Genomic DNA, 15,201 nt, shown 5'->3' on the forward strand with positions numbered 1-15,201 from the left:
GGAAACGCCCGGTCCCATTCCGAACCCGGAAGCTAAGACCCACAGCGCCGATGGTACTGCACCCGGGAGGGTGTGGGAGAGTAGGACACCGCCGGACAACCATTAACGAAGAGCCCCAACCACGGTTGGGGCTCTTCCATTTAACAAACACTTCAACTTCCCCACGTACTGGCCCTCAGGACCACAATGCGTCTGGGCTCGGTCCACCGGTAGAGTTGGTGGTCATGGAAAACCTCTTCAGCCACCCCGAGTCGGAGCCCGAGTCGGCCCAACAGGGCAGTAACGACCTCGAGCCGCTCATCGTTTGTGTTGTGGTCCCCAGCGACGTCTCCCACGCCTTCCAAGGATTCACGGACCACCCGCATCTCTGGTGGCCCTTGGAAGAGGAAAGCGTCTACGGTGCGGGCTCCCACGTTGAGTTCGAGGAGAACCTCATCCTGGAGACGGCTGAAGACGGCCGGACGTCCGTGTGGGGAACAATCGATGACTGGCAGCCCCCGCTGTCCTTCCACGCCAGCTGGTATCCCGCCGGAACTCCCTTGTGGTCCACCGAGATCCGGGTGGTGTTCAGCGCCGTCGAAAATGGTACGGAGGTGCGCCTGATCCACGATGGCTGGGAGGGCGCGGAAGATCCTGCGGCCTCCAGGGCCTCCTATGCCGAGGGCTGGCCTCGGGTCCTCCAGCGCTACGCCCGGTTCATGGGCGGAGCAGTTGCCTAGGGTCCGCAGGCTCCACGCAGGCGATTGGCTGCTGCTCAAGAATGTCCGGCTGGAGATGCTTGCCGACACCCCCATGGCGTACGTGGAGAGCCTTGCAGCTGCGCGGCGTCAGACGGACAGCCAGTGGCGGGAACGAGCCGCTGCCATGTCCGGGGAATCCAGCGTTACCCTGGTGGCTGACGGCGGCGAGGACGGCTCCAGACTCTGTGGCCTGATGCGGGTAGTGGCCAAGCATCCACAAGATCCCGAGCGCCCACTGCAGGCGATGCTCATCAGCGTGTACGTCGCAGCTGAGCATCGTGGGCTGGGCCTGGCTGACGAGCTTCTCCAGGAGGCCTGCGCAGCTGCGGCAAACGAGCTCGGGGCCGGCTATCTGGAGCTGGGCGTGCATGAGGACAACTCCCGCGCCCAGGCCTTCTACAGACGCCACGGATTCGAAACCACCGGAGCCAGCAAGCCCTATCCGCAGGACACCACCAAGCGTGAGCTCGTGATGGAGCGGCGGCTGTCCTAGGTTGCGCCCCGGCTTAGGCTGAGCCCACCTTGGGCACTGCCGTGCTTGTACGCACCACCAGTTTGGTGGGGTGTTCGGCGTCCTCGGGCTCCAGTACCAGGCCGTTATTGATGGCACCCAACAGAGTGTGAACCGCCAGTGCCCCCTGCCCCTTGGCATCCTGGTCGATCGTGGTCAGGCCCATGACGTTCCCCAGGTCGTGGCCGTCGATGCCCGTCACGGAAAGGTCCTCGGGAATCCGCAGCCCAAAATCGCGGGCGGCCAGGATGGTGCCGATCGCCATCTCATCCGATGCTGCGAACACGGCGGTGGGCCGTTCGGGCGCACTGGCCAGCAGTTGCCGGGCAGCGGCGTAGGAGCCTTCGATGGTGAAGTCCGCCGTAACGATCCATTCGGGCCTCACCGGGCAGCCGGCGTCGTTCATTGCTTTTTCGAAACCGCCGCGGCGGGTTCCGGGCAGCTGGAAGTCCTGGTCGTAGGTTTCGCTTCCCGTGATGTGGGCAATCTTGGTATGGCCAAGCCCCAGCAGATGATTGGTGGCCTGCATCGCGATGCCGGCATCGTTGATCCGGATGGTCGAAGCCCCGGGAAGGGGGCCGCCAATGCCGACAATGGGCCGGTGCATGGCATGGAGTTGCTGGATTTCGGCTTCGCTGAGTTCCAGGGAAACAGCGATCACTGCGTCCACCCGTTTGCGGAGCAGGAAGTCACTGAAGACGCTGTGCCGATGAGCCGGGTTTTCACCGATGTTGTACAGGGTGAGGTCGTAGCCGGCTTCGAGGAGGGCGGCCGAAGCGCCCTCGATCACCGCTGAAAAGAACCAGCGGTGGACCGAGGGCACCACCAGGCCAACGTTGTGCGTACGGCCGGAAGCGAGGCTTGAGGCATGGTACGACAACACGAAACCGAGCTCCGCGGCTGCTGCCCTCGCGCGTTCCCGGCTGGCGGGGGACACGTGGCCCTTCCCGCTCAAGGCCCGTGAAACAGTGGCAACGGACAGCCCTGCGCGCTCGGCTACGTCCTTGATGCCGGTCATGCTGCTCCTTGGTGGGAAAGTTAGCTGGCTGACAGCCAGATTGTCTCCCCCGAGCCTAATGGATGGGTGGCGTCCGCCGCGGAACTGCGCAGGATGACCTCGCCCGCCGGAAGCGGAAGGGGCTCTTCGCCGACGTTCATGACCACCAGCGTTTCCCCGTTGAGGTACGCGAGTGTGGACTGCGTGCAGTAGTCCTCCACCCAGGCGAGGGACCCGGCGCCCAGCCGCAGCCGTGCCCGTTCCGCCAGCAACGCCCGGTACAGGTTAAGGTGCGACGCCGGATCAGACTCCTGCTCGTCCCTCGCCAGTGCGGGCCAGGACTCGGGCTGGGGAAGCCAGGGGTCCCGACCGTGACCGAATCCTGCATGGGGCTCCGCGGAACGCCACGGCAGGGGTACGCGGCAACCGTCGCGTCCGATCCTGGCTCCGCCGGTTCGCGCGAAGGTGGGGTCCTGACGCAGACTCCCGGGAATGCTGGAGGAATCGGGAAGGCCCAGCTCTTCGCCCTGGTAGAGATAGGCACCGCCCGGGAGGCCGAGCATGAACATTGTGGCCGCGGCAGCCCGGCGTCGTCCCAGCTGTTCGTTGGGCTGAACGTCGTCAGGGCCGATGCCATCGCCGTCACGGGGACCAGGGCCGTCGTAGCCGAAGCGTGAGACGTGGCGGACGACGTCGTGGTTCGAAAGGACCCAGGTGCTGGGGGCGCCTACGGCGTCCAGCGAGACCAAGGAGTCGGTGATGATGTGGCGCAGGCGGTTGAGGTCCAAACCTGCGTGCAGGTAAGGGAAGTTGAACGCCTGGTGCATTTCGTCCGGACGTACCCATTGGGCCAGGCGCGGGAGCGGATCCACGTTGGCTTCGGCGCACAGGATGCGGTCCGAACCGTACTCTTCCAGGATGGTCCGCCAGCGGCGGTAGATCCCGTGGAGGGCAGGCTGGCCGAACATGGGGGCGTCCTGGCCGGGGAAGCCTTCCGTGCTGTTGCCGTCAGCCCGGCCACCCCAGTTGGGCAGGCCGGGAGCCTTGACCAGTGCATGGGCGACGTCGACCCTGAAGCCGGAGATTCCACGGTCCAGCCAGAAGCGGAGCACGCGTTCGAACTCGGCGTGCACTGCGGGGTTGTCCCAGTTGAAGTCGGGCTGCGAGGAATCGAAGAGGTGGAGGTACCACTGTCCTGGCCGCCCGTTGGCTTCGATGACCCGCGTCCAGGCGGGTCCGCCGAAGTGCGACTGCCAGTTGTTGGGTGGCTCGTTGCCGTCTTGTCCCAGACCGTCCCGGAAGATGAAAACATCCCGCTCGGGGCTGTTGGGACCGGCGGCCAGCGCTGCCTGGAAGGCGACGTGCTGGTCCGAGCAGTGGTTGGGAACGATGTCGGCGATGACCCGGAGGTTGAGCCTGTTGGCCTCCGAGATAAGGGCATCGAAGTCCGCCAGGGTCCCGAACAGTGGATCTACGTCGCAGTAGTCGCTGACGTCGTAACCGGCGTCCCGCTGCGGTGAGCGGTAGAAGGGCGACAGCCAGACGGCGTCGACCCCTAAGCGTGCCAACTGGCTGAGTTCGGCAGTAATGCCCGCCAGGTCTCCCACACCGTCCCCGTTCAGGTCCCGGAAGGAGCGTGGATAGATCTGGTAAATCACAGCGGAGCGCCACCATCCGTGAGCCGTGGAGGCGTCGTGGACCGGGGTGAGCTGTGTGAAGGCTGCAGGGGGCTCGTGGGCCGCAACCTGGAGCAAGGAATCAACGGACATGGAGTCATCGTAGAAGAGAAAGCGCAAAATTGTAAACGTTTCCAGTCCTAAGGATGCTTTCTTTACAGGCTGACATGCAAGCGCGCTTTTCAAAAGAAGCAATTGCCCTGTAGTGTGTGGAAGCGCTTGCAGTTGTGAGCCATGTCACCGGCGATGCGACCGGGCCCAGAGCCCCTGCCGTCGAAGGAAAAAGAACGAAAGGGACACCAATGAAGGTGCACAACACCCTCGAGACTCGAACCACCCGCCGCGTTTTCACCACGGGAGCCATCTCTGCCGTGGCAGCCCTGGCCCTGAGCGCTTGCGGCGGAAGCGCTTCCACATCGCCCACCTCCGAAGCCGCAAAGCCCGACCTCAAAGCGTCAGGAGCCGGTGTCATCACCATGTGGGTAGACGCCGAACGCTCGCCGGCGTTGAAGGACATCACCGAGAAATTCAAGTCGGACACCGGCATCGAAGTGAAGCTCGTGGTCAAGGACTTCGCAGCGGTCCGGGACGACTTCATTACCCAGGTGCCCACCGGACAGGGGCCGGACCTCATTGTTGGACCCCATGACTGGATCGGCAAATTCGTCCAGAACGGCGTCATCGCACCCGTGGAACTCGGCGACAAGGCCGGGCAGTTCCAGGACTCCTCCATCAAGGCCATGACCTACAACGGGGCTGTTTACGGTGTCCCGTACGCCATCGAGAACATCGCGCTCCTTCGTAACGCCGGCATCGTGGACAGCAAAGCCGCCACCTTGGACGAAGTTGTGGCCAATGGAAAGAAAGCCGTTGCTGACGGTAAAGCCACGTTCCCGTTCCTGGTCGGCATGGACCCCAAACAGGGCGACCCGTACCATCTGTACCCATTGCAGGCCTCCATGGGTTCGCAGGTCTTCGGCAAGAATGCCGATGGTGGCTATGACGCCAAGCAGCTCCTCATTGGTGACGCTGCCGGCGTCGAATTTGCCAAGAAGCTGGCCGTTTGGGGCGATACCGGCGAGAAAATCATCAACTCCAACATCACCGGCGACATCGCCAAGGAGAAGTTCCTCGCCGGCGAATCCCCGTACTTCCTGACCGGACCGTGGAACGTTCCGGATGTCCAGAAAAAGGGCATCAAGTTCGCGGTGGACGAGTTGCCCACCGCCGGTGGCGAACCTGCCCAGCCTTTCATCGGCGTCAACGGCTTCTTCATCAGTGCCAAGAGCGCCAACGCCTTGGCCACCAACGAATTCGTCACCAACTACCTCACCTCGGAATCTGCCCAGGATTCCATGTATGCAGCCGGCGGCCGTCCGCCGGCCCTCAAGTCCTCCTTCGAGAAGGCTGCCAGCGATCCCGTGGTGGAAGCGTTCGGCAAGATCGGTGCCACCGGCGTTCCCATGCCTGCCATCCCCGAGATGAGTGCAGTGTGGGCTGATTGGGGAGCTACGGAGCTTGCCATTATCAAGGGCCAGGGCGACCCGGCTGAGGCATGGGCCAAGATGGCCGCCAGCATCAAGTCCAAGATCGGCGGCTGATCCCGCACCGGTGATTCCACCGGTCTGCCCAGGGCCGGGCGGCACACCACCGTCCGGCCCGTGCCTGCCGCCATCCGCTTGACGCAAGGACCCACAATGCCAACCCCAGACCTCCAAGAACTCCCGGCAACCGCCGCCAGCACCGCACCGCCCCGGCCGCGTCGCGGCAATACCCGCCGCATGCAGGGCAAACACCATCCCGATTCCCTCAAGGGCACCACCCTGAAGATTGTCCTGTTGGGCCTGGTGGATGCCTTCGCCGTCTACGTGCTGATGATGCTCTTCCTGAGCCAGTCGTGGGCTGCGCTGGGAGTGTCCGCCCTGGTGGTCCTTGCCATCAACTGGATCTACCTCCGCAAGGGTGGGCTGCCGGCCAAGTACCTCGCTCCCGGTGTGCTGTTCCTGCTCGTTTTCCAGGTCCTGGTGGTGGTTTTCAGCGGCTACATCGCGTTCACCAACTACGGAGATGGCCACAACAGCACCAAGGATGATGCCATCTCCGCCATCCAGTTAACTGCCCAGAAGCGTGTCCCGGATTCGCCCGCGTACAAGGCATCCGTGCTCACCAAGGGCAGTGATTTCTACCTGCTGTTCACGGACCCCTCCGGGAAAGCGCAGATTGGCAGCACCGGGCAAGCACTCGCAGACGCGACGGCTGCGGGCAAGGATTCCACCGGCAAAGCAAACTCCCTGCCCGGCTACGAGACCCTCAAGTTCCAGGAGATCGTGGCCAATCAACAGGAGATCCTGAAGATCGCGGTCCCGGTCTCCAGCGATCCCGCTGACGGAACGCTGCGCACTGCGGACGGCAGCACGGCCTACCAGTTCAAGCCCGCCCTGCACTATGACGCCGGCACGGACACCTTCACGGACACTGAAACCGGTACCCAGTACACCGACAACGGCAAAGGTGCGTTCGCGGATTCCAAGGGTGAAACGCTGGCTACCGGCTGGAAGATCGACGTCGGCCTGGACAACTTTGCCCGCGCCTTCACCGATCCCAGCCTCCGCGGACCGCTCCTCGGCGTGATTATCTGGACCTTCACCTTCTCCATTGCATCGGTGGCACTGACCTTCATCATGGGCCTCTTCCTGGCCATCACGTTCAACCGTGAGGACCTCCGTGGCAAGAAGGTGTACCGGATACTGATGATCCTGCCCTACGCGTTCCCGGCCTTCCTCTCCGGATTGGTATGGTCCGGCATCCTGAATCCCGAGTTCGGCTGGCTCAACCAGACCCTGCTGGGCGGTGCGAACATCGGGTGGCTGACCGACCCCGTCCTGGCCAAGGTCAGCGTGCTGGTGGTCAACGTGTGGCTCGGCTTCCCGTACATGTTCCTCGTCTGCACCGGCGCGCTGCAGTCGCTGCCCTCCGAAATTGACGAGGCCGCACGCATGGACGGCGCCTCCGCCTGGCGGGTGTTCCGCTCCATCAAGCTGCCGCTGCTCCTGGTGTCCGTGGCACCCCTGCTCATTTCGTCCTTCGCATTCAACTTCAACAACTTCAACGTGATTTACATGCTGACTGGCGGTGGTCCACGCTTCGCGGACACCGATCGCGACATCGGAGCCACCGACATCCTGATCACCCTGGTCTACAAGGTGGCTTTCGGCCAGGGAACAGGCCGTGATTACGGGTTGGCCAGCGCACTGGCCATCATCATCTTCATCATCGTGGCCACGATCTCGGCCATCAGCTTCAAGCAGACCAAAGCACTCGAGGACGTGAACTGATGAGCGTACGCACTCTCGCCGCCAGCAAGGAAACAGCGTCCGACAGCGGCCCCTCGCCGCTGGTGCCCAAGCGCCGTCCGTTCGGGGTTTGGTTCAAAGACAAGGGGTGGCGGCATGTGGTGGGAGTCGTCACGACGATCTTCGCCGTGTTCCCCCTCCTGTACGTATTGTCCGCGGCACTGGACTCCAACGGCACCCTGGTAGGTTCCAACGGGCTGTTCTCGAGATTCGACACCGGCAACTTCGTGGCTCTCTTCAGCGATCCAAGCCGCCCATTCGCCCGGTGGTTCGTGAACACGCTGGTGGTGGGGGTGGTGACCTCAGCCGCCACGGTGTTCCTCGGTGCCATGGCCGCGTACGCTTTCTCCCGGATGCGCTTCAAGGGCCGCCGGGTGGGCCTGCTGACGCTGCTCCTGCTGCAGATGTTCCCGCAACTGTTGGCCGTCGTCGCGATCTTCCTGCTCCTGAGCGGCATCTCACAGGTGATCCCGGCCCTGGGGCTCGGCAGCCAACTGGGCCTCATCATGGTGTACCTCGGAGGTGCGTTGGGCGTGAACACGTATCTCATGTACGGGTTCTTCAATACTGTCCCGCAATCCTTGGACGAAGCCGCCAAGATCGATGGCGCCAGCCACGTGCAGATCTTCTTCGGCATCATCCTCCGTCTGGTGACACCGATCCTTGCTGTCGTGGGACTGCTGGCATTCATTGGAATCTCCAGCGAATTCGTCATCGCCAGCGTGGTCCTGACAGACCCCGACAGCCAGACACTCGCCGTCGGGCTTTACTCCTACGTGGCCCAGCAGCGTTCGGAGAACTGGGGAGTCTTCGCAGCCGGCGCAGTCATCGCGGCCATCCATGTCATGGCGCTGTTCCTGTTCCTGCAGAAATACATTGTCAGCGGACTCACCGCCGGCTCAGTGAAAGGCTGACCATGCCCATCGCGCTTCCGCACCACGACGGCTCTCGCATCTTCGTCTCCACGTCCTCCCCTCAGTCCGTATCCCTTGGCGATACCGTCCGCCTCCGGGTACGCGTCCCCCAGGGGTGGGGTCCGGCGTCGAAGGTCTGGGTCCGATCCGTCCAGAACGGCGAGCCGCGCTACGACGCCGCCATCCGGCTGGGCACGGCCGACGGCTGGGAATGGTGGGAAGCGGCGATGCTGGTAGCCAACCCCGTGGCCAAGTACCGCTTCCTGCTGGAAGTCACAGAAGCGCACGACGACGGCGCTCCCGCCGGCACGGCGGTATCTGGCACGGTGGGGCGGAGCTACTGGAACCTCAACGCCCAAGGGCTTTTCCGGCGCGATGTGTCCGACGCCGCCGATTTCAGGGCGACAACGTTTGCCCCGGCGCCGGAGTGGCTCCGCCGAGGAACCATGTACCAGGTGTTCCCGGACAGGTTCGCCCGCTCGGAGCAGGCAGATGGCCACCCTGTTCCCGATTGGGCCATCGGATGTTCCTGGGATGAGCCGGTTGTCGGGACGGGCGGGCAGGCAGCTACTCAGTTCTACGGGGGAGACCTGCCGGGAATCACGGGCAAGCTCGATCACTTCCGGGAGCTGGGCGTCGATGTCCTGTACCTGACTCCGTTCTTTCCGGCCCGCTCCAACCACCGTTACGACGCATCCACGTTCGACTCGGTGGACCCGCTCCTGGGCGGGGACAAGGCCCTGGTGCAGCTGGTGGAAGCGGCGCACGCACGCGGGATCAAGGTCCTGGGGGACCTCACCGCGAACCACTCGGGCGCTGCGCATGAGTGGTTCGTCAAGGCGCTCGCAGATCCGGGCTCGGAGGAAGCAGGCTACTACTACTTCAGCGCCGACCATTCCAGCTACGAGTCCTGGTGGGGAGTGCCGTCGCTGCCCAAGTTCAACTGGGCCTCGGATGCTCTGCGCCGACGCTTCATCACCGACGAAGACTCGGTGGTGGCGCGCTGGCTCAAGCCACCATTCAGTCTGGACGGTTGGCGGATCGACGTCGGCAACATGACCGGGCGCCTCGGATCCGTGGACCTCAATCACGAAGTAGCCCGGCTCATCGCGGACCGGGTTCGCGAGATCAACCCGAATGCCGCCCTGCTGGCCGAGTCCACGTCCGACGCAGCCCCCGATGTCACCGGTGAACACTGGCAGGGTGCCATGACGTACTCCAACTTCACCCGCCCCTTGTGGTCCTGGCTCGCCAAGGACGCTCCGGATGTGAACTTCTTCGGCTCGCCCCAAACAGGGCCAAACAGGATCGGCGCGGAAGATTTCCTGGCCACCCACCAGGATCTGGCCGCGGGATTTAGCTGGGGTGTGCGACAAAACAACATGAACGCCCTGAACACGCACGACACCGCCCGGGCGGCAACGGTCATGATCGACGGCGGCCCGGAAGTGGGCGCAGTACTCGCCTTCTGCCTGCCGGGCGTTCCCGTCATGTTCGCCGGCGATGAGTTCGGCCTGGAAGGGTTCAACGGCGAAGACTCCCGGACCCCCATGCCCTGGGACGCCCCGGAGCGGGTGGGCAAGGACTTGCGTTCGGCTTACGCCACCCTGGGACGGCTCCGCAAAGAGCTGCCGGCACTGGGCGACGGCGGGATCCGATGGCTCCACGCCCAAGGGGATGCCCTGGTCTTCATCCGTGAATGCTCCGGGACCTCAGCGCTGGTCTTCGCCGCGAGGTGCGACGCCACTGTCGTCATGGATTCCTCTGTCCTGTCCGAACCGCAATTGCGGGCACTGCTGGCCGCGCCACCGCACCAGTCCGGGACGGTGACGTCGGCACCGGCCGGACCAACCGGCGTCGACGGCGTGCGGCTGAGGGCGGAAGGGCCGTCGGCCGGCGTCTGGGAGCTCCCGGGAACCGCAGTGCCGGGCCGATAGGGGCTGCTGGGTTCCGTGCCGGCCGACGCCGGTCTGGCTAGACTGGCACCACAGAAAACACTGCGAAGACTGCCGGTTTGGCGTGTCCGCGGTGCACATGTGGAGGGAATGTCTTGTCGGACGAAACGGCTATAGCCGGAACATCAGGAGAAAGCGTCAGGAGCCGCACAGTCGGCGGAACAGAAACTGCACGGCACACGGCCGCGCAAAGGGAATTCCTGGCGGAACTGGCCAACGGCCTTGAAGACCGCCAACTCGCCCGGGACGAAGAAACCCTCACGGTCTACTCAATCGACCAAGGGCCCACAGTGGAGCGACACCTTCCATTGGCCGTTGTGTGGGCAGAATCCGTAGAGGATGTCCAGCACGTGGTTCGCAGCTGCGCCGCCCATCACGTGCCGATCGTCGCCCGTGGCGCGGGAACCGGCGTATCGGGAGGAGCGCACGCCACCGAAGGCTGCATCGTCCTGAGCCTGGAACGGATGAACCGCATCCTGGACCTCAACCCCGATGACGAGACCGCCGTCGTCGAACCGGGCGTCATCAACGCCGAGCTGAACGCCGCCGCCGCCCCGCACGGCCTCATGTACGCGCCCGACCCGGCGAGCTACAAAATGTCCACCATCGGCGGCAACGTGGCCACGAACGCAGGAGGCCTGCGCTGCGCCAAGTACGGCGTGACACGCGATTCCGTGCTGGCGTTGGATGTTGTCATGGCGGACGGTTCGCTCATGCACACCGGCCACCAGACCTTCAAGGGCGTGGCAGGCTACGACCTGACCGCGCTGCTGGTGGGCTCCGAGGGAACCCTGGGCATCGTGGTCGGGATAACTGTCCGGCTGAAGTACCTCCCGCGCGAAGTCCACACCATCGCTGCGTTCTACCAGGACTTCCGCAACGCTGCCGCCGGAGTGCTGGCCGTTGGCCGGGCGAGGGTACAACCCGCCATCATGGAACTCCTGGACAACGGCACCCTTGAGCAATTGGACGAATTGCACGGAGGCGACCTGCAAAAGCGCGGCAAGTCCCTGCTCCTCATCCAGACCGACGGCTTCGGCGCCGCTGCGGAGGCCGACGTCGTCCGGGAGGTCCTCGCCGCGGGCGGCGCCACAGTCACCACCGAAGCCAGCGCCGAAGCGGAAATGCTGGTGGAACTGCGCCGCAACAGCCGCGGCGTGGAAGTCGACGACGAGTTCAGGGTAGGGGAAGACATCGCGGTGCCGCGTTCACGCCTGGTGGACTTTGTCGCCGAACTGGAAGCCATGGCCGCACGCTTCCAGGTCCGCCTCAAAGTAGTGGCCCACGCCGGCGACGGCAACCTCCACCCCACGTTCTGGATGGACAGGGTAGACCCCGCCACGGATGCCGACGCACTGGTCCGCCTCAACGCCGCCCTCGACGAATCCATCCGGGTAGGCCTGGAAATGGGCGGGACCATCACGGGCGAGCACGGGATCGGGCAGTACAAGCTCCGCTGGCTGGGGCTTGAGCAGCCTGAGCCGGTGCGTGAGTTGCAGCGGCGGATCAAGGAGTTGTTCGATCCGCAGGGGATCCTGAATCCGGGGAAGGCTATCTAGGGCAGTCCGTGGGTGCGTGGGCGCGTGGGCGCGTGGGCGCGTGGGCGCGTGGGCGGCCCAAAGGGCCGGAACGCTCTGCGCGCTCGGTCGTGCCTCCCTTAGACGCGCGCGGCCGCGTTCCGGCCCTTTGGGCCGGTGACGTAGCCTTCCCACCTTGGACGCGCGCTGCCGCGTTCCGGCCCTTTGGGGCGGTGACGTAGGCTGCCCACCTTGGACGCGCGCTGCCGCGTTCCGGCCCTGTTGGTCGGTGCACCTTGGGCACCCACTGGTATCCCAAATTTTACCGACCGCTTATTACACCCCACCGATTCCCTGCATTTACTTTCCGTCAATCTCCTCATAGTCTTGCTTGGTATACCAAAGTGGCTATGAGGAGATTGACGTGGAAGAACGGCGCAGAGCTGGTGTCCTACCTTCGGGGAGTGGGGGCCGACTTGCTACGGGGCTCGTGTTGCTTGCTCTCGTTGTGGTTTCCATCAATCTCCGGCCGGCCATTACCACCGTCGCCGGGGTGATGAACCAGGTTCCCGGGGTGTTTGGGCTGGATCCTGCGCTGCTTCCGCTGCTGGGGACCCTGCCGGTGCTGGCCTTTGGTATTTCGGGTCCGATCGGGCCTTGGCTGGCCCGGCGGGTCGGAACCGGGCGTGCCGTTGCGGTGGCCCTGTTGGTACTGGCTGGGGCCTTGATCGTTCGTGCGACGGTGCCTGCACTGCTGTTGCCCGGTACATTCCTGGCGGGCTCGGCGATCATGACCGCAAGTGTGCTGGTACCGCAGATCGTCAAAGCCAATCGCGGCACCGGCTGGTGGACTGGCCTGTGCACTATGGGATTCGGTCTCGGCGCTGCGCTGGGCGCGGGACTCGTTCAGCCCCTGGAGCAGGCCTTCGGCGGAAACCTGCCCTCAGCCCTCGCGGTGTGGGCGGTGCCCGCCTTGATCGGCGCGTTCCTGATCCATCGGTCCGGAGGACGGCCGACGGCGGCACCCGCCGCTGCGGGTACGGTTTCCGGAGCCTCCGGTGCAGCCACACCGCTGCGGAGACAGCGCACGGCGTGGGCTGTCACGGCGTTCTTCGGCCTTCAGGCGATGCTGTACTTCGCCATCACGTCGTGGCTGGCCGTGTACCTGGTATCCCGGGGTCTTTCGCCAGCCGACTCTGCGGCATTGCTCGCTTGGTTCAGCCTGGCGGGACTCCCGGCCAGTTTGCTGGCCCCGGTCCTTGCCAGCCGCCCGCGTATCCTGCGGGTCATGGCGCCGGGACTGGGGTTGTCGGTGGCCGTTGCCCTCCTGGGAGTCCTCACCGCACCTACGGAACTGCAGTTCATCGCCGTCGGGGTTTTGGGGGTTGTCCAGAGCGCAGGCTTCGGATTGGCCATGGCCCTGGTAGTGATCCGGTCAGCCGGGCCGCAATCTGCCGGGCGGCTATCGGCCATGAGCCAGGGCTTCGGATTCGCCCTGGCCTCCCTCGGCCCGCTGCTGGCAGGGTTGCTGCATGCGGTGACCGGAGGGTGGGAGGTGACGTTCTGCGTGCTTGCCGCGGAAGCTGTGGTGCTGGCCGGTGCTGGATTCTTCGCAATCCGCGGACCATTGGTCAGTGTGGGATCAGCCGACTCAGCCCCGGAGCCGGCCGGGCCTGTCGGGGCGCACCCCCGCGGCGTATCCTCGGCGTTATGACGAACTCATCAGGGACGAATCAGCCAGCAACACCCGCCACCGAAATCCTTGAAACCAACGAATGTTGGGAGCTCCTCCGGGGTGTCTCAGTGGGCAGGCTTGCCGTGTGGGTGGACGACCACCCGGACATCTTCCCCGTGAACTACAAGGTTGACCACGGCACCATGGTGTTCCGGACCGGCGAGGGTACCAAGCTCCACGCTGCCCTCGGCGACGCGCCAGTGGCCATCGAAGCCGATGGGGTCAACGCCGAAACCGGCGTGGCGTGGAGCGTGGTGGTCAAAGGCCAGGCGTCGGCCGTGAAACTGACCCAGGAGGTGCTGGACACCATCGGGCTCCTGCTCTTTCCCTGGGAGGCAGGGCAAAAGGAGCAGTTCATCCGCATCACACCCAACAAAGTAACGGGACGGCGTTTCACGGTGACTCCTGCCGTGACCTGGTGGACGCCGCTCGATAACGCCCCCACGGCCCGCGCCGAATAGGCCGAACCAAGAGAAACCCGCCCCTGTCCGGCTTCTTCCCCTTGCGGGGCGGGAGCTCGGTCAGGGGCGGGTTTCGTGCCGGCTAGACGAGTTCCAGCTGGTCGGCCACTACCTTGCCGGCGTGGATGACCGTGCGGTCCCTGCCCCGGTCCATCACCGTGGACGCCACAGTTTCGCCGTCCACCAGGAGCAGTTCCGCCGGATCGCCAACCTCGACGCCGGGACGGTGGGCCGTGTCCTTCAGCCGGGTCGCGGCGGGGTCCAGGATGCTCGCCCCGCCGATGGTGGCGATGGCCAGGCAGTGCTCGATCAACTCGTCCTTGCGGAAGCCATGGGTAAATGCGAGCTGCCACGTCCGGTCCAGCATGTCGGTGTTGCCATAGGGGGACCAGTAGTCACGCTGGCCGTCCTCGCCCAGGCCGAGCCGGACGCCGGCCTCGGTCAGCAGCGGGATGGGCAACTGGCCGGCAGCAGCTGGAGCCACCGAAGCCATGGAGACATCAAGCTCTGCGAAGGCGTCAATCAGCCTGCGGGTGGTGGCCTCATTGACGCTGCCCAGTTGGTAGGCGTGGGACATGGTCACCTTGCCCTGCATCCCCAGGGCCCGCGTCCGTTCCAGCACGAGGTCCGTGCTGAAGACGCCGAGTTCGCCGGGTTCGTGAAGGTGGATATCGATGGGGACCTGGTACTTCTCGGCGAGGCCGAACACGATGTCGAGGTGCCTCGCAGGGTCCCGGTCCAGGGTGCAGGGATCAATGCCACCCATCACGTTGGCACCGGCCTTGAGCGCTTCCTCCATGAGTTCCACCGTCCCTTCCTCCAGTAACAAGCCGGCTTGGGGGAAAGCAATAATGTCCACCGAAGCCTGGCCGGCGAACTTCTCCTTGGCGGCAGCAACGGCGTCGAAGCGTTCCAGCCTGCAGTCCACGTCAACCTGTGCGTAGGAGCGGACCCGGGTTGTGCCCCTCGCGATCATCCTCCCCAGGGTGTCGTTCACGCGATCCTGCAGTGGCACCTCGGCGTTGCGCCAGTTCTTCCGGTCGTTCATCATCATGGTCCACACACCCGGACCGCCGGTGTGCTCGCGGAACGGCAAACCGATCCGGGTGGAATCGAGGTGGACGTGGACGTCGGAGAAGGATGGCAGCAGCAAGCGTCCGCGTCCCTCCACTACGGTCACGTCGGCTGGAACGGCGCGGTCCGGGTCATGAGGTTCGACGCCGGTGATCTTGCCGCCTGCTTCTCCCGCGACGATGGTGACATCGCTGAGCGCGTGCCCCCACGGGCGGACGGCACGGATCAGGGTATTCAATGGTTGCTCCTTTGGTTGTGGATCAATTGC

General features: G+C 64.7%; 12 protein-coding genes and 1 rRNA gene. 10 read left to right on the forward strand and 3 right to left on the reverse strand.

The window, feature by feature from the left end; translation table 11 throughout:
- The 3 genes from rrf to AB4Y81_RS18515 form a co-directional block, all read left to right on the forward strand.
- Nucleotides 1–97: ribosomal RNA gene (gene rrf / locus AB4Y81_RS18505) — 5S ribosomal RNA — on the forward strand; the annotation flags it as partial.
- A 127-nt stretch (nt 98–224) separates the two neighbouring features.
- Nucleotides 225–719 (forward strand): SRPBCC domain-containing protein, encoded by a 495-nt coding sequence (locus tag AB4Y81_RS18510; RefSeq protein ID WP_441996443.1) that lies wholly within the window; start codon nt 225–227, stop codon nt 717–719.
- On the forward strand, nt 712–1,233 hold the full coding sequence (locus tag AB4Y81_RS18515) for a GNAT family N-acetyltransferase (protein ID WP_229778714.1): 522 nt from the start codon (nt 712–714) through the stop codon (nt 1,231–1,233). The genes AB4Y81_RS18510 and AB4Y81_RS18515 overlap by 8 nt, the downstream gene beginning before the upstream one ends.
- Nucleotides 1,234–1,246: 13 nt before the next feature.
- Here AB4Y81_RS18515 and AB4Y81_RS18520 read toward each other — a convergent pair whose 3' ends face one another.
- Nucleotides 1,247–2,269 carry a LacI family DNA-binding transcriptional regulator gene (locus tag AB4Y81_RS18520; RefSeq protein ID WP_189076867.1) on the reverse strand — a complete coding sequence of 341 codons (1,023 nt, stop codon included), beginning with the start codon at nt 2,267–2,269 and terminating at the stop codon, nt 1,247–1,249.
- Nucleotides 2,270–2,289: 20 nt separating this feature from the next.
- The gene (locus AB4Y81_RS18525) at nt 2,290–4,017 is read right to left on the reverse strand and encodes a glycoside hydrolase family 13 protein (RefSeq protein ID WP_229778713.1); all 1,728 of its coding nucleotides are present in this window, start codon (nt 4,015–4,017) and stop codon (nt 2,290–2,292) included.
- A gap of 209 nt (nt 4,018–4,226) precedes the next feature.
- Here AB4Y81_RS18525 and AB4Y81_RS18530 point away from each other — a divergent pair, with 209 nt between their 5' ends.
- From AB4Y81_RS18530 to AB4Y81_RS18560, 7 genes are all read left to right on the forward strand, one after another.
- Nucleotides 4,227–5,525: a sugar ABC transporter substrate-binding protein gene (locus AB4Y81_RS18530; protein ID WP_189076866.1), complete on the forward strand. Its 1,299-nt coding sequence runs from the start codon at nt 4,227–4,229 to the stop codon at nt 5,523–5,525.
- 96 nt (nt 5,526–5,621) lie between these two features.
- Nucleotides 5,622–7,259: an ABC transporter permease subunit gene (locus tag AB4Y81_RS18535; protein ID WP_189076865.1), complete on the forward strand. Its 1,638-nt coding sequence runs from the start codon at nt 5,622–5,624 to the stop codon at nt 7,257–7,259.
- The gene (locus tag AB4Y81_RS18540) at nt 7,259–8,191 is read left to right on the forward strand and encodes a sugar ABC transporter permease (protein ID WP_441996446.1); all 933 of its coding nucleotides are present in this window, start codon (nt 7,259–7,261) and stop codon (nt 8,189–8,191) included. Before AB4Y81_RS18535 ends, AB4Y81_RS18540 begins: the two co-directional genes overlap by 1 nt.
- Before the next feature lie 2 nt (nt 8,192–8,193).
- On the forward strand, nt 8,194–10,128 hold the full coding sequence (locus tag AB4Y81_RS18545) for a glycoside hydrolase family 13 protein (protein ID WP_441996448.1): 1,935 nt from the start codon (nt 8,194–8,196) through the stop codon (nt 10,126–10,128).
- 113 nt (nt 10,129–10,241) lie between these two features.
- Complete coding sequence (locus AB4Y81_RS18550) at nt 10,242–11,705, forward strand: FAD-binding oxidoreductase (protein ID WP_413307876.1); 1,464 nt, start codon at nt 10,242–10,244, stop codon at nt 11,703–11,705.
- A 448-nt stretch (nt 11,706–12,153) separates the two neighbouring features.
- On the forward strand, nt 12,154–13,377 hold the full coding sequence (locus AB4Y81_RS18555) for an MFS transporter (protein WP_441996450.1): 1,224 nt from the start codon (nt 12,154–12,156) through the stop codon (nt 13,375–13,377).
- Entirely contained in the window at nt 13,374–13,859 is a 486-nt protein-coding gene (locus AB4Y81_RS18560; RefSeq protein WP_441996452.1) for a pyridoxamine 5'-phosphate oxidase family protein, read from the forward strand. The genes AB4Y81_RS18555 and AB4Y81_RS18560 overlap by 4 nt, the downstream gene beginning before the upstream one ends.
- Before the next feature lie 82 nt (nt 13,860–13,941).
- On the opposite strand, the gene AB4Y81_RS18565 is transcribed toward AB4Y81_RS18560, so the two are convergent.
- The gene (locus AB4Y81_RS18565) at nt 13,942–15,171 is read right to left on the reverse strand and encodes an amidohydrolase family protein (protein ID WP_441996454.1); all 1,230 of its coding nucleotides are present in this window, start codon (nt 15,169–15,171) and stop codon (nt 13,942–13,944) included.
- Between the last annotated feature and the right edge of the window lie 30 nt (nt 15,172–15,201).

The organism is Paenarthrobacter sp. TAF1 (genome assembly GCF_052113825.1).
Taxonomy (GTDB): Bacteria; Actinomycetota; Actinomycetes; order Actinomycetales; family Micrococcaceae; genus Arthrobacter; species Arthrobacter nicotinovorans.

Bases quoted from the DNA above. Each gene is read 5' to 3' on its own strand.
- AB4Y81_RS18520 (WP_189076867.1), bottom strand. From the start codon at position 2,269: ATGACCGGCATCAAGGACGTAGCCGAGCGCGCAGGGCTGTCCGTTGCC.
- AB4Y81_RS18535 (WP_189076865.1), top strand. From the start codon at position 5,622: ATGCCAACCCCAGACCTCCAAGAACTCCCGGCAACCGCCGCCAGCACC.
- AB4Y81_RS18510 (WP_441996443.1), top strand. From the start codon at position 225: ATGGAAAACCTCTTCAGCCACCCCGAGTCGGAGCCCGAGTCGGCCCAA.
- AB4Y81_RS18560 (WP_441996452.1), top strand. From the start codon at position 13,374: ATGACGAACTCATCAGGGACGAATCAGCCAGCAACACCCGCCACCGAA.
- AB4Y81_RS18530 (WP_189076866.1), top strand. From the start codon at position 4,227: ATGAAGGTGCACAACACCCTCGAGACTCGAACCACCCGCCGCGTTTTC.
- AB4Y81_RS18545 (WP_441996448.1), top strand. From the start codon at position 8,194: ATGCCCATCGCGCTTCCGCACCACGACGGCTCTCGCATCTTCGTCTCC.
- AB4Y81_RS18540 (WP_441996446.1), top strand. From the start codon at position 7,259: ATGAGCGTACGCACTCTCGCCGCCAGCAAGGAAACAGCGTCCGACAGC.
- AB4Y81_RS18525 (WP_229778713.1), bottom strand. From the start codon at position 4,017: ATGTCCGTTGATTCCTTGCTCCAGGTTGCGGCCCACGAGCCCCCTGCA.